A 19,669-nucleotide genomic window follows, 5' to 3' on the forward strand; every position below is an offset into this window, starting at 1 on the left:
ACCGTCGAGAGAATTGAATCAATGCCGCACATTTTGATCGTCGAAGACGAAACCATTATCCGCTCTGCCTTGCGTCGCCTGCTTGAACGTAATCAGTACCAGGTCAGCGAAGCCGGCTCGGTGCAGGAAGCCCAGGAGCGTTTCAGCATTCCCACGTTCGACCTGATTGTCAGTGACCTGCGCCTGCCTGGCGCGCCTGGCACCGAGTTGATCAAGCTTGGCCAGGGCACCCCGGTGCTGATCATGACCAGCTACGCCAGCCTGCGCTCGGCGGTGGACTCGATGAAGATGGGCGCGGTGGACTACATCGCCAAGCCCTTCGACCACGACGAAATGCTCCAGGCCGTGGCGCGCATCCTGCGTGACCGCCAGTCGGCCAGCAGCGCGCCGGCCGAACAGCGTCCCGCCGGCAAAACCGCCGAGAAGCCTGGCGTCGACAACAGCAATGGCGAGATCGGCATCATCGGCTCCTGCCCACCGATGCAGGACCTGTACAGCAAGATCCGCAAAGTCGCACCGACCGACTCCAATGTGTTGGTCCAGGGCGAGTCCGGCACTGGTAAAGAGCTGGTGGCCCGCGCCCTGCACAACCTGTCCAAGCGCGCCAAGGCACCGATGATCTCGGTGAACTGCGCAGCGATCCCCGAATCCCTGATCGAGTCCGAGCTGTTCGGCCACGAAAAAGGCGCGTTTACCGGCGCCAGTGCCGGGCGTGCGGGCCTGGTCGAAGCGGCGGACGGCGGCACGCTGTTCCTCGATGAGATCGGCGAACTGCCACTGGAGGCCCAGGCGCGCTTGCTGCGCGTGTTGCAGGAAGGCGAAATTCGCCGCGTGGGCTCGGTGCAATCGCAAAAGGTCGATGTGCGCCTGATCGCGGCCACCCACCGCGACCTGAAAAGCCTGGCCAAGATCGGCCAGTTCCGCGAAGACTTGTACTACCGCCTGCACGTGATCGCCCTCAAGCTGCCGGCCCTGCGCGAGCGTGGCGCCGACGTCAACGAGATCGCCAATGCGTTCCTGCTGCGCCAGAGCGCGCGCATCAACCGTACCGACCTCAAGTTTGCCCCCGACGCCGAACAGGCGATCCGGCATTACTCCTGGCCGGGTAACGTGCGTGAGCTGGAGAACGCGGTGGAGCGCGCGGTGATCCTGTCGGAGAGCCCGGAGATTTCTGCCGAGTTGCTGGGCATCGATATCGAGCTGAGCGACCTTGAGGACGACGATTTCATCGGCCTTGCCCCGCAACAGGGCGGCGGTAGCAATACCAGCCATGAGCCGACCGAGGACCTGTCACTGGAAGACTACTTCCAGCACTTTGTCCTTGAGCATCAGGACCATATGACCGAAACCGAACTGGCGCGCAAACTCGGCGTGAGCCGTAAATGCCTGTGGGAACGCCGCCAGCGCCTGGGCATCCCACGGCGCAAGACCGGGGTGGCCAGCGAGAGTTGAGGGTGTGCCCCCACAGGTAACACCCTCAGATGTGAAAAAACTGTTACCGCAGACAATTCGCGTAACAAAAGCCGGGGCTTACGGTAACGAAGCCCCGGCTTTTTTTGGCCTTCGAAAAACCCGAAATCACCTTAACCCCCCGTTTTTGCTGGGCGGCGCAAAAGTTGGCACGCACCCTGCTATATGCTTAGTACAAAAACAATAACAAGCTTTGTACAAGACAATAAAAATAAGACGAATCGACTCACGCATAACAAAAACAACACGGCGGAGGCGCAGCTAACTGATTCTTTTGGAGAGGCGTTGCATTTGGGGCTTGCCCCGCAACCAGGCCGAGAACAACAAAAACTGCCCTAAGGCAGAGCCTGAACTGGTTGGATCGTAGATCAGCAACACAGCGACCAAAGCAATCCGTTTGCTCTTGGCTCCCGATTGGGAGTGTCATGAAGGTGAAGCTTCATGGCGAGGGCGATCAACAAAAACAAGAAGCCCGCAACCAATAATAAAAAAAGAGCACGCAACTACTTCTGGGGGAGCTTCGGCTCCCCTTGTAGTTTCTGGCAGAAAGCCTCGGCGTTAGGGGCTGGCATTTGACGATTTAAGGCTTATGGCGCAAGGCCGCAGCTTGTTCCTACACCATCCCCCGACTAAATGCTAGAATCCCCGCCCATCATGCGGTCATTCTTCGTTATGGCCGAACATTCCTTCAAACAGTGCATCCCATGCTGAAGAAGTTGTTCCAGTCATTCCGTTCCCCCTTGCGTCGTACGCAACACATTCGCAGCACGCCTGAAGTGCTTAACAGCAATCAGCATTCATTGCAGCGCGCTCAATTCAGCCGCTATGCGGTGAACATCGTCGAACGTTTGCAGAACGCCGGCTACCAGGCTTATCTGGTGGGTGGTTGTGTACGTGACATGTTGCTCAATATCACGCCCAAGGATTTCGACGTCGCCACCAGCGCCACGCCGGAGCAGGTGCGCGCCGAGTTTCGCAATGCGCGAATCATCGGTCGCCGCTTCAAGCTTGTGCATATCCACTTCGGTCGAGAAATCATCGAAGTTGCGACCTTCCGCGCCGGCCACCCGCAAAACGATGAAGAGGAAGACACCAACCAGTCTTCCCGCAACGAGAGCGGGCGCATCCTGCGTGACAACGTTTACGGCACCCTGGAAGAAGACGCGCAGCGCCGCGACTTCACCATCAATGCCCTGTATTACGACCCGGTCAGCGAGCGCATCCTCGATTACGCCAATGGCGTACACGACATCCGCAACAACCTGATCCGCCTGATCGGCGACCCGACCCAGCGTTACCAGGAAGACCCGGTGCGCATGCTGCGGGCCGTGCGTTTCGCCGCCAAGCTCAATTTCGGCATCGAAAAGCACACTGCTGCGCCGATCCGCGAGCTGGCGCCGATGCTGCGCGAGATTCCTTCGGCGCGCCTGTTCGAGGAAGTACTCAAGCTGTTCCTCTCGGGCTACGCCGCCGACACCTTCGAAATGCTTGTCGACCTGCAACTGTTCGATCCGTTGTTCCCGGCCAGCGCCGAGGCACTGGAATACAACCCGACGTACACCCACACGCTGATCAGCGAAGCGTTGATCAACACCGACCTGCGCATCAAGCAGAACAAACCGGTAACCCCGGCGTTCCTGTTTGCCGCCCTGTTGTGGCCAGCCTTGCCCAAACGTGTACTGCGCCTGCAAGACCGTGGCATGCCGCCGATTCCGGCCATGCAGGAAGCCGCTCACGAGCTGATCGCCGAGCAATGCCAGCGCATCGCTATCCCGAAACGCTTCACCATGCCGATCCGCGAGATCTGGGACATGCAGGAGCGCTTGCCACGCCGCAGCGGCAAGCGTGCCGACCTGTTGCTGGACAACCCGCGCTTCCGCGCCGGCTACGACTTCCTGCTGCTGCGTGAAAGCGCCGGCGAGCAGACCGACGGCCTGGGCGAATGGTGGACTGATTACCAGGACGCCAATGACAGCGAGCGCCGCGAGATGATTCGCGAGCTGGGCAGCAAAGGCGATGCCGAAGGTGCCGGGCCGAAAAAACGTCGCCGCAGCTCCAGCAAGCGCAAGCGCAGTGCCGCCGACGCCTCGGGCGCTACGGGCGAATAAACGTGGAACGCATCTACATCGGTATGGGCAGCAACCTGGCGGCCCCGGAGCAACAATTGCGCAGCGCCCTTGAGGCGCTGGCGCAATTGCCAGGCACCCGCCTCGCCGGCGTGTCGGCCTTCTATCAAAGTGACTCCCTGCTCCCGGGCCAACCGCGCTACACCAATGCGGTTGCCGCCCTGGACAGCAGCCTTGCGCCGCTCGAGCTGCTGGATGCCCTGCAAGCCATCGAAAACGACCAGGGCCGCGAGCGCCTTGAGCGCTGGGGCCCACGTACACTGGACCTGGACATCCTGCTGTTTGGCGATCGCCTGATCGACGAACCGCGCCTCAAGGTGCCCCACTACCAGATGCACCTGCGCGCCTTCGTGCTGTACCCACTGGCCGAACTGGCGCCCGCCGCCCTGCAACTGCCCGACGGCAACCGCCTCAGCAGCCTGCTTGAAGCCTGCCCGTTTGTCGGCCTGGAACGCCTGCAAGTTGCTGAATCGCGTCAGTAACAGCGGTAACACCGCCATCGTAACAATGCGGTAACACATCCAATTGACTTCCCGTGTCCTCATCACGACTATAGGCGTCCCGCTGCCGCCAACCCGGCGCTGAAGGGCGCAATCCAGGCCTTATAAGCACTGCTCTCAAGACAGTGCGCCTGTATAAACGAAGACTCACGCGCGTTACTCGCTGTTTCCAAGCGCCTGAACGAGGACCCTTTTCATGCCAGACATTACCCTGACCACCTTGCAGAGCCTCAAGCTCAAAGGTGAAAAAATCACCATGCTGACCTGCTATGACGCCACCTTCGCCCACGCCTCCTGCCAGGCCGGTGTGGAAGTGTTGCTGGTAGGCGACTCCCTGGGCATGGTTCTTCAAGGGAATGACAGCACCCTGCCCGTGACCACCGATGAACTGGCTTACCACACCGCCAGCGTCAAACGCGGCAACGACGGCGCGTTTATCATTGCCGACCTGCCGTTCATGGATTACGCCACCGTCGAACAAACCTTCGTGAACGCCGGTAAGCTGATGCGCGCCGGTGCCCATATGGTCAAGGTCGAAGGCGCCGTGTGGCTGGCCGAGTCGATTCGTCTGCTGGCTGAACGCGGCGTGCCGGTGTGCGCACACATGGGCCTTACACCGCAGTCGGTGAACATCCTCGGCGGCTACAAGGTGCAGGGCCGCAACGAAGCCCAGGCGCGCCAGATGCGCGCCGATGCCATCGCCCTGGAACAGGCCGGTGTGGCGATGATCCTGCTTGAATGTGTGCCAAGCGAACTGGCCGCAGAAATCACCCAGGCCGTTAAAGTGCCGGTGATCGGCATCGGCGCGGGCTCCGCCACCGATGGCCAGGTGCTGGTGCTGCACGACATGCTCGGCCTGTCGATCACCGGCCGCGTGCCCAAGTTCGTGAAAAACTTCATGGCCGGCCAAGACAGCATCCACGCGGCATTGAGTGCCTACGTCGCCGAAGTCAAAGGCGTGACCTTCCCCGGCGCCGAACACGGATTCTCTGCATGAACACGGTAAAAACCCTGCGTGAACTGCGCGCCGCTGTTACCCACGCCCGCAGCGCCGGCAAGCGCATCGGCTTTGTGCCCACTATGGGCAACCTGCACAGCGGCCATACCACCCTGGTGGCCAAGGCCGTGCAGCAAGCCGACTTCGTGGTGGCCAGTATCTTCGTCAACCCGCTGCAGTTCGGCGCCGGCGAAGACCTGGAAAAGTACCCCCGCACCCTGGCCGCCGACCAGGAAAAGCTCCTGCAAGCCGGCTGCAACCTGTTGTTCGCCCCCGCCGTCGAAGAAATGTACCCCGGCGGCATGACCGGCCAGACCCGCGTCAGCGTCCCGCAATTGTCCGAAGGCCTGTGCGGCGCCAGCCGCCCCGGGCACTTCGAAGGTGTGGCCACGGTGGTCAGCAAGCTGTTCAACATGGTCCAGCCGGATATCGCCGTGTTTGGCCAGAAGGACTACCAGCAACTGGCCGTGATTCGCGCCATGGTCCATGACCTGAACATGCCGATCCAGATTATCGGCGAGCCGACCGTGCGTGCCGAGGATGGCCTGGCGCTATCGTCGCGCAATGGTTTCCTCTCCCCGCAGGAACGCGCCATCGCGCCGGTGCTATATCGCAGCCTCAGCCAGATCGCCGCCGCCATCAAAAGCGGCGACCACGACTTCGCCACGCTGCGCGCCGAACAGGTACGCCAGATCGAAGCCGCCGGCTTGCGCCTGGACTACCTCGAAGTGCGCCAGGGCGTGCACCTGCGCCCCGCCACCGCCGAGGACACCGATGTGGTGATTCTGGTTGCTGCCTTCCTGGGGGCCACGCGCCTGATCGACAACCTGCATTTGAACCTCGCCTGACCCCCTCTTTACACCCCGCCTGTTGCCCTGCCTGCTGCGCCGGTATAAAAAAGTACCGGCCACAGCGCAGACAAAGCCAAGACATATCGACACGCTAGGTTTAATGTAATCGCCCTGCGCTATGGTTAGCGCTGTCCGGCACCCAGCCCTTGATGAAAGACTGGACGTTCCGGGCTTTGAAGTGTCCTAAAGGCAGTCCCCGTAATAAAAGGAAACCCGCAGCGATGGCGTACTACCGCACTCCTCATGACGTTACCGCTCTGCCCGCCTGGCAAGCGCTCAATCAACATCGCCAAGCCATGCAGGATTTCAGCATGCGCGAAGCGTTCAATGCCGATCCTCAGCGTTTCTCCCAATTCACCTTGAGCAGCTGCGGACTTTTCCTCGATTACTCGAAAAACCTGATCACCGGCGAAACCCGCGACCTGCTGGTGGGCCTGGCCAAGGAAGTCGGCCTCAAGGACGCAATCAACTCGCTGTATGCCGGCGAGCCGGTCAACTCCTCCGAAGGCCGCCCTGCCCTGCACACCGCACTGCGCCGCCCGGTGGGCGACAAGCTGTCGGTCAACGGCGTGAACATCATGCCGGACGTGCACAAGGTGCTGAACCAGATCACTGACCTGGTCGGCCGCATCCACGACGGCCTGTGGCGTGGCTACACCGAGAAGCCGATCACCGACGTGGTGAACATCGGCATCGGTGGCTCGTTCCTCGGCCCGGAGCTGGTCTCCGAAGCGCTGCTTTCCTACGCCCATAAAGGCGTGCGCTGTCATTACCTGGCGAATATCGACGGCAGCGAGTTCCACGAGCTGACCATGAAGCTGCGCGCCGAAACCACGCTGTTTATCGTGTCGTCGAAATCCTTCAACACCCTCGAAACCCTGAAAAATGCCCAGGCCGCCCGCGCCTGGTACCTGGCCCAGGGTGGCTCGGAAGCCGAGCTGTATCGCCACTTCATCGCCGTGTCGAGCAACAACGCGGCGGCCGTGGCCTTCGGTATCCGTGAAGAAAACATCTTCCCGATGTGGGACTGGGTCGGCGGCCGTTACTCGCTGTGGTCGGCCATTGGCTTGCCAATCGCCCTGGCCATCGGCATGTCCAACTTCAAGGAGTTGCTGTCCGGTGCGTACACCATGGACCAGCATTTCCAGAACGCCCCGTTCGAGCAGAACATGCCGGTGCTGCTGGGCCTGCTGGGCGTGTGGTACGGCAACTTCTGGGGTGCGCAGAGCCATGCGATCCTGCCGTACGACCACTACCTGCGTAACATCACCAAACACTTGCAACAACTGGACATGGAATCCAACGGCAAGAGCGTGCGCCAGGACGGCACGCCCGTGGCCACCGATACCGGCCCGGTGATCTGGGGCGGCGTGGGCTGCAACGGTCAGCACGCGTACCACCAGTTGCTGCACCAGGGGACCCAACTGATCCCGGCCGACTTTATCGTGCCGATCGTCAGCTTCAACCCGGTGTCCGACCACCACCAGTGGCTGTACGCCAACTGCCTGTCCCAGAGCCAGGCGCTGATGCTCGGCAAGACCCGCAGCGAAGCCGAAGCCGAGCTGCGCGACAAGGGCATCGCCGAAGACGAAGTGCAGAAGCTGGCGCCGCACAAGGTGATCCCGGGCAACCGCCCGAGCAACACTATCGTGGTCGAGCGCATCAGCCCGCGTCGTCTGGGCGCTCTGGTGGCCATGTATGAACACAAAGTGTTCGTGCAGAGCGTGATCTGGGGCATCAACGCCTTCGACCAATGGGGCGTGGAGCTGGGTAAAGAGTTGGGCAAAGGTGTGTACAACCGTCTCACCGGCGCCGAAGAAACCTTGGCCGAAGACGCGTCGACCCAGGGCCTGATCAACTACTTCCGCGGTCGTCACCGCGGCTGATCCAGGTACACCAAGGCCAACGTCCGTTTGGACGTTGGCCTTGAACCCTCCCCCCGCAGCGTGCATCTTTATGACTTGTCCCGAAAACAAGAATAAGGACCGCTCATGTTCGATATCAGCACATTCCCCGCCGCCGATGCCGTCCGCCGGGCTGCGCAGCTCAGTCAAGCCGACTACCAGCGCCTCTACCGCCAATCCATCGAGCAACCCGACACCTTCTGGGCCGAACAGGCCAAGGGCTTTCTCGACTGGTTCAAACCCTGGCACAGCGTGCACAGCTCGGATATCCACACCGGCGCCGCCCAATGGTTTGCCGGCGGCCAACTGAACGTCAGCTACAACTGCATCGACCGTCACCTGGCCACACGCGCCGACCAGCCGGCCTTTATCTGGGAAGGCGACGATCCTGCAAAATCTTCCACCATTTCCTACCGTCAATTACACGAGAACGTCAGCCGCCTGGCCAACGTGCTGAAAAGCCGTGGCGTCAAGAAAGGCGACCGCGTGTGCATCTACATGCCGATGATTCCGGAAGCCGCCTACGCCATGCTGGCCTGCACGCGCATTGGCGCGGTGCACTCGGTGGTGTTTGGGGGCTTCTCGCCGGACGCCCTGCGCGACCGCATCCTCGACGCCGACTGCCGCACCGTGATCACCGCCGATGAAGGCGTGCGCGGTGGCAAGCCGGTGGCGCTGAAACAGAATGTCGACAAAGCCCTGGCCAGCTGCCCCAACGTCAGCACAGTGCTGGTGGTAGAGCGCACCGGGGCCGCCGTGAACTGGAGCGAAGGCCGCGACCTCAAGTATCAACCCGCCCTCGACGCCGCCAGCGCCGACTGCCCACCCGAGCCGATGGACGCCGAAGACCCGCTGTTTATCCTCTACACCTCCGGCAGCACCGGCAAACCCAAGGGCGTGCTGCACACCACCGGCGGCTACCTGTTGCAAGCCGCAATGACCTTCAAGTACGTGCTCGACTACCGCGACGGCGAAGTGTTCTGGTGCACCGCCGATGTGGGCTGGGTCACCGGCCACAGTTACATCGTGTATGGGCCGCTGGCCAATGGGGCGACGTCGTTGATGTTCGAAGGCGTGCCCAGCTACCCGGACAGCTCGCGCTTCTGGCAGGTGATCGATAAACACAAGGTGAACATCTTCTACACCGCGCCCACCGCCTTGCGCGCCTTGATGCGTGAAGGCCACGGCCCACTGGAGAGCACCTCGCGCGCCAGCCTGCGCCTGCTGGGCAGCGTCGGCGAGCCGATCAACCCGGAAGCCTGGGACTGGTACTTCAACGCCGTCGGCGAGCAGCGCTGCCCGATAGTCGATACCTGGTGGCAGACCGAAACCGGCGGCATCATGCTCAGCCCGTTGGTCAGCGCCCAGCGCATCAAACCCGGTTGCGCGACCCAGCCGATGTTTGGCGTACAGCCGGTGTTGCTGGATGAGCAAGGCAAGGAAATCAGCGGCGCCGGCAGCGGCGTGCTGGCGATCAAGGCCAGCTGGCCCGGGCAGATCCGCAGTGTGTACGGCGACCCGCAGCGCATGCTCGACACCTATTTCAAACCCTACCCCGGCTACTACTTCACCGGTGACGGCGCACGCCGCGATGAGGACGGCGACTACTGGATCACCGGGCGCATCGACGATGTGATCAACGTGTCCGGCCACCGTATCGGTACCGCCGAGGTGGAAAGCGCACTGGTGCTGCATGACCAGGTCGCCGAAGCCGCCGTGGTCGGCTACCCCCATGACGTCAAAGGCCAGGGCATCTATGCCTTTGTCACGCCCATGAATGGCGTGGAACCCAGCGATGCGTTGAAAAAGCACCTGCTGGAACTGGTCAGCAAGGAAATCGGCAGCTTTGCCAAGCCGGAACTGATCCAATGGGCGCCAGCCTTGCCGAAAACCCGCTCGGGCAAGATCATGCGGAGGATCCTGCGCAAGATCGCCTGCAACGAACTGGACAGCCTGGGGGATACCTCGACCCTGGCCGACCCGAGCGTGGTCGACGGCCTGATCGACAAACGTCTGAACCGATAGGAACCCCTCAAGTCGCCATGGAATTCATCCGCAGCCGTATCGAAACCCAGTTGATGAGCCTGACCGGTTTGTCACTGGGGCAACTGGACCTGGAAAATCCCAAGGGCGACCCAGGCCTGTTCGGGCCGGACTCGATCAGTTGGCAGGTGCATGGCGACTTCAGCAGCATGTTGATCGGCGGCATCAGCGCCTTGCTCCTGCAAGCCTTGCATCCCTTGGCGCTGGCGGGCGTGTGGGACCATTCGAATTTTCGCCAGGACATGCTCGGGCGCCTGCGGCGCACCTCGCAGTTCATTTCCGGCACCACCTTCGGCTCGCGCAAGGACGCCGAGTGGCTGATCGAAAAAGTGCGCACCATTCACCTGCAGGTGGTGGGGCATGCACCGGATGGGCGCCCCTATGCGGCCAGCGATCCGGATTTGCTGACCTGGGTGCATGTGGCCGAGGTGAGCAGTTTCCTCGCGGCGCATTTGCGCTATCGCAACCCGCATCTGTCGGGGCGCGACCAGGATCGCTACTACAGTGAAATCGCCTTGGTCGCCGAGCGCCTGGGTGCGCGAGAGGTGCCACGCTCGCGGCAGGACGTTTCGGATTATCTGGCAGGTATCCGCCCGCAACTGCTGTGCGACGAGCGCAGCCGCGAAGTACTGCGCCTGCTACTGGACGCGCCCGCCCCCAGCCATCTGGCCAAACCGTTTGGCGCCTTGATGATGCAGGCCGGGATCGACCTGCTGCCGGCCTGGGCAAGCGACATGCTCGATCAGCACCAGAGCCCGTTGCAGCGCCAGATGATCCGCGCGGCGGTCAAGCGCAGCGCGCCACTGCTGCGCTGGGCGATGCGCAATGGTTCGGTGCAACGCGCGCACCGGCGGATGGGGTTGATGTAGGCGACGGCCCATAGCTGTTAAACTTTGCGCCCCTTTTACCCACCAAGGCGCGCTCCATGTCTTCCCTGAATCAGGCGCTGCGCGCCGCCCTCGATCAACGCCAAGACCTGATCAACGAGCTGCACGCCCAGGGCACCGATTGCTATCGGCTGTTCCACGGCAGCCAGGAAGGCGCCGGCGGCCTGACTATCGACCGCTACGGCCCGCAACTGCTGGTGCAGAGCTTCCACCAGAGCCTGGAAAGCGCCGACCTGCTGGAGCTGCATCAACAGGTCAACCAGTTCCTGGGCCTGGAATTGCTGCTGGTGTACAACGACCGCGCCCGTGGCAACTCGCGCATCGACCGCGAAGACACGGTGTACCGCGCCGAACCCGCCGCGCTGGAAGACCTGGTGGGCCACGAATGGGGCCTCAATTACCGCGTGCGCGGGCGGCATGCCGGGCAGGACCCGCTGCTGTTCCTCGACCTGCGCAACACCCGTGGCTGGGTCAAGGAACACAGCGCTGGCAAAAGCGTGCTCAACCTGTTCGCCTACACCTGTGGCGTGGGCCTCAGCGCTGCGGCGGGTGGCGCGCGTGAGGTGTGCAACCTGGACTTCGCCGAGGGCAACCTGGCGGTGGGGCGTGAGAACGGCGTGCTCAATCCACAGCTGCCCACCATGGAGTTTGTGCAATCGGATTATTTCCCGGCGATTCGCCAACTGGCCGGCCTGCCCATCACCCAGCGTCGCGGCCAGAAGCTGCCGAGTTATCCGCGCCTGGAGCAGCGTCAATATGACCTGGTGTTACTCGACCCGCCGGCCTGGGCCAAGAGCGCCTTTGGCACCGTCGACCTGCTGCGCGACTACCAGAGCCTGCTCAAGCCTGCGCTGCTCGCCACCGCCGACAATGGCGTACTGATCTGCTGCAACAACCTGGCAAAAGTCAGCATGGATGACTGGCGTGAACAAGTGTTGCGCTGTGCCGAGAAAGCCGGACGCCCGGTCCGCGACTGGAAAATCATGACGCCTGGCGCCGACTTTCCTTCGCTCGATCAACAGCCTCCGCTGAAAACCCTGATACTCCAGCTGTAGGACGCTTCCCAAAGGCCCCGCTCTTCGGAACCGAAAACCCGTGCCATACTCCAAGGCACTCCTGTTTGACATAGATGGCGCCGCCCCATGCCCAAAGGATTGATCCGCGCCGCTGGCGCCGTGTTGACTGCCCTGGCCCTGTACAGCTTGCTGGGCTTTTTGATTTTACCGGGCATTGCCGTTCGCATTGCCAACCAACAACTGGCCAATTACGCCACGGTGCCGGCACGGATCGAGCGCATCGAACTCAACCCGTTCAGCCTGGAACTCACCGTGTGGGGCCTGAAGGTCGGCGAGCCGGGCAAGGAGCAGGTGGGTTTCGAGCGCCTCTATGCCAACTTGCAGATCGACAGTCTGTGGACCCGCGCCCTGCACTTGGCGGACGTACAACTGGACCAGCCCAAGACCGAGCTGCTGTTCGACAAGTCCGGCCAGCTGAACCTGGCGCAACTGTTCAAGCTGCCACCGAGCGAGCCAACCCCGGCCGATCCCGATGCCAAGCCCTTCCCGCTGCGTATCGACAGCATCAAGCTGGCCAGCGGCTACGTGCACTTCCAGGACCTGCGCCCCAGCGAGCCCATCGAGTTCCTCTACGACAAACTCGACTTCGAGCTGAAAAACCTCAGTACCTTGCCCGAAGACAACGCCGACATGACCTTGGTGGCCGCCGGCCCCGAAGGCGGCCAGATCGACTGGAAAGGCAACTTCAGCCTGGTGCCGATCACCTCCGAAGGCACCCTGAAAGTCACCGGCGGCAAGATGAAAGCCTGGTGGCCCTATGTGCGTGACGCGTTGCCGCTGGTGCTTGAGGACGGTGTGCTCAACTTCAGCACCGAGTACAAATTCAGCCTGGCCAAAGAAACCGAACTGAACCTGACCAACACCGCCGCCAGCATCGCGCCCTTCGCCATCAAGGCGCCGGATGGCCGCCCACTGGTGCGCCTGGAACGCCTGGACGTGAGTGAAACCACCGTCGACCTGGCCAAGCAGCAGGTGGTGGTCGGCAAGATCCGCAGCAACAAACTGGAAACCTGGGCGGCCCGTGAGGCCGACGGCCAGCTTGACTGGCAGAAACTGTTCGCCAGCCAACCGAGCAAGCCGTCCAAGACGCCGGAGCCGGCCAGCGCTCCCGCCACTGCCGACTCGCCAAAACCTGCGCCCGCAGCACCGAGCAAGCCCTGGCAAGTGCTGCTCAAGGATGTGCAACTGCGCAATTATCAGGTGCACTTGGCCGACCGCGCGGTCAAGCCGGCCGTCGCGCTGGAGCTGGGCCCGCTGAACGTCGACATGCAGAACTTCGACAGCCTCAACCAGAGCCCCTTCACCCTCAAGGTCGATTCCGGCCTGGGCAAGCAAGGCAAGATCCAGGCGACCGGCGAGGTCAACCTCAACCCGGTCAGCGCCAAGCTGAAAGTAAACACCCAGGATATCGACCTGCGGGTCGCGCAGGCCTACATCAGCCCGTTTATCCGCCTGGAACTGCGCAGCGGCATGCTCGGCAGCAACCTTGATGTGAACCTGAAAAGCACTGACCCTCTGAAGCTCCAGGTGACAGGCCGGGCCCAAGTGGACCAGCTGCACACACTCGACACGCTCAAGACACGTGACTTCCTCAAGTGGCAGCGCCTGGTGCTGGAAGGCGTGAACTACCAGCACGGTGACAGCCTGTCGATCGACAAGGTCAACCTGCTGCAGCCGTATGCACGCTTCATGATCAACGATGACCGCACCACCAACGTCGACGACTTGCTGATTCCGCAGCCGGCCGACAGTGGCGCTAAATCCGCCGCCAAACCTGCAGCCAGCAAAGACAAACCCCTGGGCATTCATATCGGCCAGATCGCGATCAACGACGGCTCGGCCAACTTCGCCGACTTCAGCCTCACGCCCAACTTCGCCACGGCCATCCAACAGCTCAACGGGCAGATCGGCACCATCGACAGCCGCCAGGCCAAACCGGCCACGGTCGACATCAAAGGTAAGGTGGACCGCTACGCACCGGTCACCATCAAAGGCAGCGTGAATCCGTTTGACCCGATGGCGGCGCTGGATATCGCCACCAGCTTCAAGCGTGTGGAGCTGACCACACTGACGCCGTACTCCGGCAAGTTCGCGGGCTTTCGCATCCGCAAGGGCCGGCTCAACCTCGACCTGCACTACGTGATCACCAAGGGCCAGCTGAAGGCCGAAAACAAAGTGGTGGTCGAGCAGCTGCAACTGGGTGAGAAGGTCGACAGCGCCGATGCCGTGGACCTGCCGATTCGCCTGGCAATTGCCTTGCTCAAGGACACCGACGGCAAGATCTCCATCGAACTGCCGGTAACCGGTGATTTGAACAACCCTCAATTCAGCGTGATGCCGATTGTGTGGCAGACCCTGCGTAACCTGGTGGTACGCGCGGCGACGGCGCCGTTCAAGTTTATCGGCGGGCTGGTGACCGGCGGGGGCGCGGAGGACCTGGGTAATGTGTCGTTCGCAGCCGGCTCAAGTGAGTTGAGCAAGGATGCCGAAGGCGCCCTGAACACCTTGGCCAACGCCCTCAAGGAACGCCCTACCCTGCGCCTGGAAATCGAAGGCACGGCGGCGGCCAGCAGCGACGGACCATTCCTGGCTGCAGAACGCCTGGAGCGTGAATACCAGTACAACTACTACAAGATCCTTCAGCGCCGTGGCGACAAGGTGCCGGCGCAGGCTTCGTTGCTGGCGGTACCCGAGAAGGAAAAAGCGCCATTGCTGGAAGGCATCTACCGTACCCGCCTGAAACAGCAACCTCCGGCCGAATGGAAAAACCTGAGCGACGATGACCGGACCGCGAAACTGCGCGACGGTGTGATCAAGTTCTGGAGTGGCAGTGACGTGCTGTTGCGTCAGCTGGGCCAGGACCGCGCCAGCACCATCAAGGATTACCTGGTGGACAAGGGGCAGCTGGAAGACGACCGGGTGTACTTCATTGATGCCAACCTGGGGCAGGCGGAGAAAGATGGTCGCGTGGTCACACCGATGCATCTGGATGCCGAGTAGTCCATAACCAACACAGATCCAAATGTGGGAGGGGGCTTGCCCCCGATGGCGGTGGGTCAGTTGAGCAGATTTCAACTGACATACCGCTATCGGGGGCAAGCCCCCTCCCACATTTGTGCTTTGTGAAGCTGGCACTTTGTCCAAGCCCACAATAGAACAGGCCCTGACACAAGTGCCAGGGCCTGTAATGACCACATCCGTGTGGTCGGTCGCATGAACTCCTCAGAGGTGCGTCGGGTGGATATCTAACTCACCCTAAGCCGCCGCTGTCCAGTTCAGTCGAACCATTAAGCGTTACTCTGCTTTCAGGCCATCGGCCGATACAGCTTTAACGCCTTTGATCTTCTTGGTGATGTTCACCGCGGTAGTTTTCTGCGCTTCGGTCACTGCGGTGGTCGACGACAGGGAAACTACACCTTTGTTGGTTTCGACTTTGATGTCGGTACCAGGAATGCCTTTCTCGGTGACCAGATCAGCCTTCACTTTGGTGGTGATCCAGGTATCGGAAGTGGACTCTTTAGCGCCGGCAGCTGCGCTTTTGGTTTTGTCGACGTTGTCAGCTTTAGTAGCGCCGCCAGCCATCAGGCCGTCAGCCGAAACTGCGGTAACACCTTTGATTTTCTTGGTGATCGCTACAGCGGTAGCTTTTTGCGCATCAGAGATGGCAACGGTGGAGGACAGGGAAACCACGCCTTTGTTGGTTTCAACCTTGATGTCGCCGCCTGGAATGCCTTTCTCGGTCAGCAGATCAGCTTTAACTTTGGTGGTGATCCAAGTATCCGAAGTGGATTCTTTAGCCTTGGTCACTTCACCGGCCGCCAGGGTCATTGGAGCTTGGGAAGTCTGTGCAAAGGCCACGTTAGCACCCATGGCCAGGGTCAGAGCGGTAGCAGTAGCGAGAGCGAACTTCTTCATACGAGTAACTCCTGTTTTATTAAAAGTCTGCAGTGTGTGAACCTTGATGCTGCAGCGTTAACAGGGATATTGCAGGCAGTGTGCCAAGTCTCGACCTGGAATTAAATCCTTATAAAACAATAACTTAACAATTATCCAGATTTTCGGAATCGTGCAACTTGCATGAACCCCATCGTGCCTGCATGCAAGTTGCGGCTTTTGTCATGGGGTAAATGGCTGATTTCCCTTCACTTTCCAGCGCCCATAAAAAAAGGACCCCGAAGGGTCCTCTCTTTCAGCGTACAGCCTGGGGGTAATTAAACGCCCGAAGCCTTGGCTGCTGCTACGTCCTTGATGGACAGTTTGATACGGCCGCGGTTGTCCACGTCCAGTACCAGCACTTCCACTTCCTGGCCTTCTTTCAGAATGTCGGTCACTTTCTCAACGCGAGCGTCGCTCAGCATGGAGATGTGAACCAGACCGTCCTTGCCCGGCAGGATGTTGACGAATGCGCCGAAGTCGACGATGCGCTCAACCTTACCGACGTAGATCTTGCCGATCTCGGCTTCAGCGGTAATGCCCAGAACGCGCTGACGTGCTGCTTCAGCTGCTTCCTTGGTTTCGCCGAAGATCTTGATAGAGCCGTCGTCTTCGATGTCGATCGAAGCCTTGGTTTCTTCACAGATCGCACGGATGGTCGCGCCGCCTTTACCGATAACATCACGGATTTTGTCGGTGTCGATTTTCATCGCGATCATGGTCGGAGCATTTTCCGACAGCTCGGTACGGGACTGACCAATGATCTGGTTCATCTGACCGAGGATGTTCAGGCGCGCTTCCAGGGCTTGGCCCAGAGCGATCTCCATGATCTCTTCGGTGATGCCCTTGATCTTGATGTCCATCTGCAGCGCGGTAACACCTTTGGCGGTACCGGCTACTTTGAAGTCCATGTCGCCCAAGTGGTCTTCGTCACCCAGGATGTCGGTCAGGATGGCGAACTTCTCGCCTTCTTTAACCAGGCCCATGGCGATACCGGCAACCGGCGCCTTCATCGGCACACCAGCATCCATCAGCGCCAGGGAAGCACCGCAAACGGAAGCCATGGAGCTGGAACCGTTGGACTCGGTGATTTCCGACACAACACGGATGGTGTACGGGAACACGTCAGCAGCAGGCAGCATGGCCTGAACCGAACGACGGGCCAGACGGCCGTGGCCGATTTCGCGACGACCAGCGCCACCCATGCGACCACACTCGCCCACCGAGAACGGAGGGAAGTTGTAGTGCAGCATGAACGGGTCTTTTTTCTCGCCTTCCAGGGTGTCCAGCAGCTGTGCGTCACGGGCAGTACCCAGGGTCGCGACTACCAGCGCCTGAGTTTCACCACGGGTGAAAAGCGCCGAACCGTGAGTCTTCGGCAGAACGCCGACTTCGATGTTCAGCGGACGTACGGTGCGGGTGTCGCGACCGTCGATACGCGGCTTGCCGTTAACGATGTTTTCGCGAACGGTGCGGTATTCGATTTCACCGAAGGCAGCTTTGACTTCGCTGGAAGAAGGCTGGCCTTCTTCACCGGACAGCTTGGCGACAACCTGGTCCTTCAGCTCGCCCAGGCGCGCGTAACGGTCGGCCTTGACGGTGATGGTGTAGGCGTCGGAGATGGCAGTGCCGAACTCGGAGCGGATCGCGCCCAGCAGTTCGGTCGCTTCGGCCTGTGGTGCCCAAGCCCAAGTCGGCTTGGCAGCTTCGGCAGCCAGTTCTTTAACGGCGTTGATCACAACCTGGAACTCGTCGTGAGCAAACAGTACGGCGCCCAGCATCTGGTCTTCGGTCAGCTCTTTGGCTTCCGATTCAACCATCAACACGGCTTCCGAGGTACCGGCAACGACCATGTCCAGGCTCGAAGCTTTCAGTTGCTCGTAAGTCGGGTTCAGCAGGTAGCCGGTGCTTTCATGGAAAGCCACGCGAGCGGCGCCGATCGGGCCATCGAAAGGAATGCCGGAGATGGCCAGGGCAGCCGAGGTACCGATCATCGCAGCGACGTCCGGATCGGTCTTCTTGCTGGTGGAAACGACGGTGCAGACAACCTGCACTTCGTTCATGAAGCCTTCTGGGAACAGCGGACGGATCGGACGGTCGATCAGTCGGGAAGTCAGGGTTTCTTTCTCGGAAGGACGGCCTTCGCGCTTGAAGAAACCGCCAGGGATCTTACCGGCAGCGTAAGTCTTTTCCTGGTAGTGAACGGAAAGAGGGAAGAAGCCTTTGCTTGGGTCAGCGGTCTTGGCGCCAACAACGGTCACCAGTACGGTAACGTCGTCATCAACGGTAACCAGCACTGCGCCGGAGGCTTGACGGGCGATACGGCCTGTCTCGAGGGTAACGGTCGACTGACCGAACTGGAATTTTTTGATAACCGGGTTCACGGTGTCCTACCTTCTTTGTGGCTCTTGGGGAACTTGTCTTCTTGCGAAATTCTTGGGCAATGTCGGGAATCGGCCCAACCCTTGTCCAGGGTAAAACGTGTATCCAGATAAAACTTGAGGCTGGGAGCCTACCATGGGCCAGCGGGAATCCCACTGACACACGGCAGACAACCAACCTCTAGCGCAATCGCTTATTAGCGACGCAGACCCAGGCGACCGATCAGAGCCTGATAACGACCCAGATCCTTGCCTTTCAGGTAGTCCAGCAGCTTACGGCGCTGGTTTACCATGCGGATCAGACCACGACGGGAGTGGTGGTCTTTACCGTTGGCCTTGAAGTGACCTTGCAGCTTGTTGATGTTGTGAGTCAGCAGTGCAACTTGCACTTCTGGCGAACCAGTGTCACCAACAGCTTGCTGATAGTCAGCAACGATTTGTGCTTTTTCTTGAACGTCGAGAGCCATGAGGCAATCCTTTTTTCAGGAAACCACCCAAAGGGCAGTTTCAACAGGCCAGGGACAAATCCCTGTATCTAAAAATGAGTGTTGACCGTGCCTGTTAACAGCCACACTCGTTCGGTCATTCTGACCGAATCAGTCGACGCGGCGCGATGCGCCCGTCTTCGCTCACTTCACCGATACCGATAAAGCGACCGTTATGATCCTGTACTCGCACCATGCCGAACTTCGGGGCATCCGGGGCACGTACCGGCTGGCCGTTGAGCCAGTAGAACGCGCTGTGCTCCGAAAAGTGCAGCAGTGGCCAATCGAGCAAACCGCTGTCCGAAGGCATCAGGAAGCGATCAACTGCTTCATTGCCGCCTTCGGCATGTACCGCTTCCAGCTCTTCCAGCGTAACCGTCTGGGCCAGGCTGAAAGGGCCTGCCTGGGTGCGTCGCAGTTCTGCAACATACGCACCGCAACCGAGCTGTTCACCGATATCTTCCACCAGGGTACGGATATAGGTGCCTTTGCTGCAGTCCACGGCCAGGCGGGCAGTGTCGCCTTCATGGGCGAGCAATTCCAAGCGCGCAATAGTAACAGAACGCGGTTCGCGCTCCACTACTTCGCCCGCACGTGCCAGCTTGTAAAGGGGCTGGCCATCACGCTTGAGCGCCGAGTACATCGGCGGTATCTGACTGATTTGCCCACGAAAAGCGGGTAAAGCGGCTTCGATATCAGAGCGACCAACGGTCACGTCGCGAACCTGCAGAACATCACCTTCGGCATCGGCCGTGGTGGTGGTCTTGCCCAGTTGCATCAGGGTTTCATAACCCTTGTCGGAATCGAGCAGGTATTGCGAGAACTTGGTCGCCTCGCCAAAGCACAACGGCAGCACGCCGGTGGCCAAGGGGTCGAGGCTGCCGGTGTGCCCGGCCTTCTCGGCGTTGAGCAGCCAGCGAACCTTCTGCAACGCGGCATTGGAGGTAAAGCCAATGGGTTTGTCGAGCAGAATGATGCCGCTGACGTTGCGACGGATACGTTTGACCTGAGCCACC

The 19,669-nt window shown here is 60.6% G+C and carries 14 protein-coding genes; 10 read left to right on the forward strand and 4 right to left on the reverse strand.

What is annotated here, in order from left to right; genetic code table 11:
• The first annotated feature begins 21 nt into the window (after positions 1-21).
• The 10 genes from AC0IYH_RS15395 to AC0IYH_RS15440 all read left to right on the forward strand — a co-directional run bounded on the left by AC0IYH_RS15395 (position 22) and on the right by AC0IYH_RS15440 (position 14,854).
• Positions 22-1,452 (forward strand): sigma-54-dependent transcriptional regulator, encoded by a 1,431-nt coding sequence (locus AC0IYH_RS15395; protein WP_116629286.1) that lies wholly within the window; start codon positions 22-24, stop codon positions 1,450-1,452.
• Positions 1,453-2,174: 722 nt separating this feature from the next.
• On the forward strand, positions 2,175-3,578 hold the full coding sequence (locus AC0IYH_RS15400; protein ID WP_471834993.1) for a polynucleotide adenylyltransferase PcnB: 1,404 nt from the start codon (positions 2,175-2,177) through the stop codon (positions 3,576-3,578).
• Positions 3,579-3,580: 2 nt separating this feature from the next.
• Positions 3,581-4,078, forward strand: coding sequence for a 2-amino-4-hydroxy-6-hydroxymethyldihydropteridine diphosphokinase (gene folK, locus AC0IYH_RS15405; protein WP_116629288.1), 498 nt, complete (start codon positions 3,581-3,583; stop codon positions 4,076-4,078).
• A gap of 214 nt (positions 4,079-4,292) precedes the next feature.
• Complete coding sequence (panB, locus tag AC0IYH_RS15410) at positions 4,293-5,093, forward strand: 3-methyl-2-oxobutanoate hydroxymethyltransferase (protein WP_116629289.1); 801 nt, start codon at positions 4,293-4,295, stop codon at positions 5,091-5,093.
• Positions 5,090-5,941: a pantoate--beta-alanine ligase gene (gene panC / locus AC0IYH_RS15415; protein ID WP_471834995.1), complete on the forward strand. Its 852-nt coding sequence runs from the start codon at positions 5,090-5,092 to the stop codon at positions 5,939-5,941. The genes panB and panC overlap by 4 nt, the downstream gene beginning before the upstream one ends.
• Positions 5,942-6,165: 224 nt before the next feature.
• Positions 6,166-7,830 carry a glucose-6-phosphate isomerase gene (gene pgi, locus AC0IYH_RS15420; RefSeq protein ID WP_116629291.1) on the forward strand — a complete coding sequence of 555 codons (1,665 nt, stop codon included), beginning with the start codon at positions 6,166-6,168 and terminating at the stop codon, positions 7,828-7,830.
• A 105-nt stretch (positions 7,831-7,935) separates the two neighbouring features.
• Complete coding sequence (gene acs / locus AC0IYH_RS15425) at positions 7,936-9,873, forward strand: acetate--CoA ligase (protein ID WP_471834997.1); 1,938 nt, start codon at positions 7,936-7,938, stop codon at positions 9,871-9,873.
• A 17-nt stretch (positions 9,874-9,890) separates the two neighbouring features.
• Entirely contained in the window at positions 9,891-10,760 is an 870-nt protein-coding gene (locus tag AC0IYH_RS15430) for an oxygenase MpaB family protein (RefSeq protein ID WP_471834999.1), read from the forward strand.
• A 56-nt stretch (positions 10,761-10,816) separates the two neighbouring features.
• Positions 10,817-11,833, forward strand: coding sequence for a class I SAM-dependent rRNA methyltransferase (locus AC0IYH_RS15435; RefSeq protein WP_471835000.1), 1,017 nt, complete (start codon positions 10,817-10,819; stop codon positions 11,831-11,833).
• A gap of 87 nt (positions 11,834-11,920) precedes the next feature.
• Positions 11,921-14,854, forward strand: coding sequence for a DUF748 domain-containing protein (locus tag AC0IYH_RS15440; RefSeq protein ID WP_471835002.1), 2,934 nt, complete (start codon positions 11,921-11,923; stop codon positions 14,852-14,854).
• 294 nt (positions 14,855-15,148) lie between these two features.
• On the opposite strand, the gene AC0IYH_RS15445 is transcribed toward AC0IYH_RS15440, so the two are convergent.
• The 4 genes from AC0IYH_RS15445 to truB all read right to left on the reverse strand — a co-directional run bounded on the left by AC0IYH_RS15445 (position 15,149) and on the right by truB (position 19,668).
• On the reverse strand, positions 15,149-15,769 hold the full coding sequence (locus tag AC0IYH_RS15445) for a BON domain-containing protein (RefSeq protein ID WP_116629296.1): 621 nt from the start codon (positions 15,767-15,769) through the stop codon (positions 15,149-15,151).
• Positions 15,770-16,065: 296 nt separating this feature from the next.
• Positions 16,066-18,171 (reverse strand): polyribonucleotide nucleotidyltransferase, encoded by a 2,106-nt coding sequence (gene pnp / locus AC0IYH_RS15450; protein WP_101273029.1) that lies wholly within the window; start codon positions 18,169-18,171, stop codon positions 16,066-16,068.
• Positions 18,172-18,365: 194 nt separating this feature from the next.
• Positions 18,366-18,635 carry a 30S ribosomal protein S15 gene (rpsO, locus tag AC0IYH_RS15455; protein ID WP_003176135.1) on the reverse strand — a complete coding sequence of 90 codons (270 nt, stop codon included), beginning with the start codon at positions 18,633-18,635 and terminating at the stop codon, positions 18,366-18,368.
• 115 nt (positions 18,636-18,750) lie between these two features.
• Positions 18,751-19,668: a tRNA pseudouridine(55) synthase TruB gene (gene truB / locus AC0IYH_RS15460; protein ID WP_101273030.1), complete on the reverse strand. Its 918-nt coding sequence runs from the start codon at positions 19,666-19,668 to the stop codon at positions 18,751-18,753.
• Position 19,669 lies beyond the last annotated feature (1 nt).

This window comes from Pseudomonas sp. AC463, assembly GCF_979253585.1.

What these genes read in the sequence shown, in the direction of transcription:
- AC0IYH_RS15395 (WP_116629286.1), top strand. Translation starts at nt 22, where the DNA reads ATGCCGCACATTTTGATCGTCGAAGACGAAACCATTATCCGCTCTGCC.
- AC0IYH_RS15400 (WP_471834993.1), top strand. Translation starts at nt 2,175, where the DNA reads ATGCTGAAGAAGTTGTTCCAGTCATTCCGTTCCCCCTTGCGTCGTACG.
- panB (WP_116629289.1), top strand. Translation starts at nt 4,293, where the DNA reads ATGCCAGACATTACCCTGACCACCTTGCAGAGCCTCAAGCTCAAAGGT.
- panC (WP_471834995.1), top strand. Translation starts at nt 5,090, where the DNA reads ATGAACACGGTAAAAACCCTGCGTGAACTGCGCGCCGCTGTTACCCAC.
- pgi (WP_116629291.1), top strand. Translation starts at nt 6,166, where the DNA reads ATGGCGTACTACCGCACTCCTCATGACGTTACCGCTCTGCCCGCCTGG.
- acs (WP_471834997.1), top strand. Translation starts at nt 7,936, where the DNA reads ATGTTCGATATCAGCACATTCCCCGCCGCCGATGCCGTCCGCCGGGCT.
- AC0IYH_RS15430 (WP_471834999.1), top strand. Translation starts at nt 9,891, where the DNA reads ATGGAATTCATCCGCAGCCGTATCGAAACCCAGTTGATGAGCCTGACC.
- AC0IYH_RS15435 (WP_471835000.1), top strand. Translation starts at nt 10,817, where the DNA reads ATGTCTTCCCTGAATCAGGCGCTGCGCGCCGCCCTCGATCAACGCCAA.
- AC0IYH_RS15440 (WP_471835002.1), top strand. Translation starts at nt 11,921, where the DNA reads ATGCCCAAAGGATTGATCCGCGCCGCTGGCGCCGTGTTGACTGCCCTG.
- AC0IYH_RS15445 (WP_116629296.1), bottom strand. Translation starts at nt 15,769, where the DNA reads ATGAAGAAGTTCGCTCTCGCTACTGCTACCGCTCTGACCCTGGCCATG.
- rpsO (WP_003176135.1), bottom strand. Translation starts at nt 18,635, where the DNA reads ATGGCTCTCGACGTTCAAGAAAAAGCACAAATCGTTGCTGACTATCAG.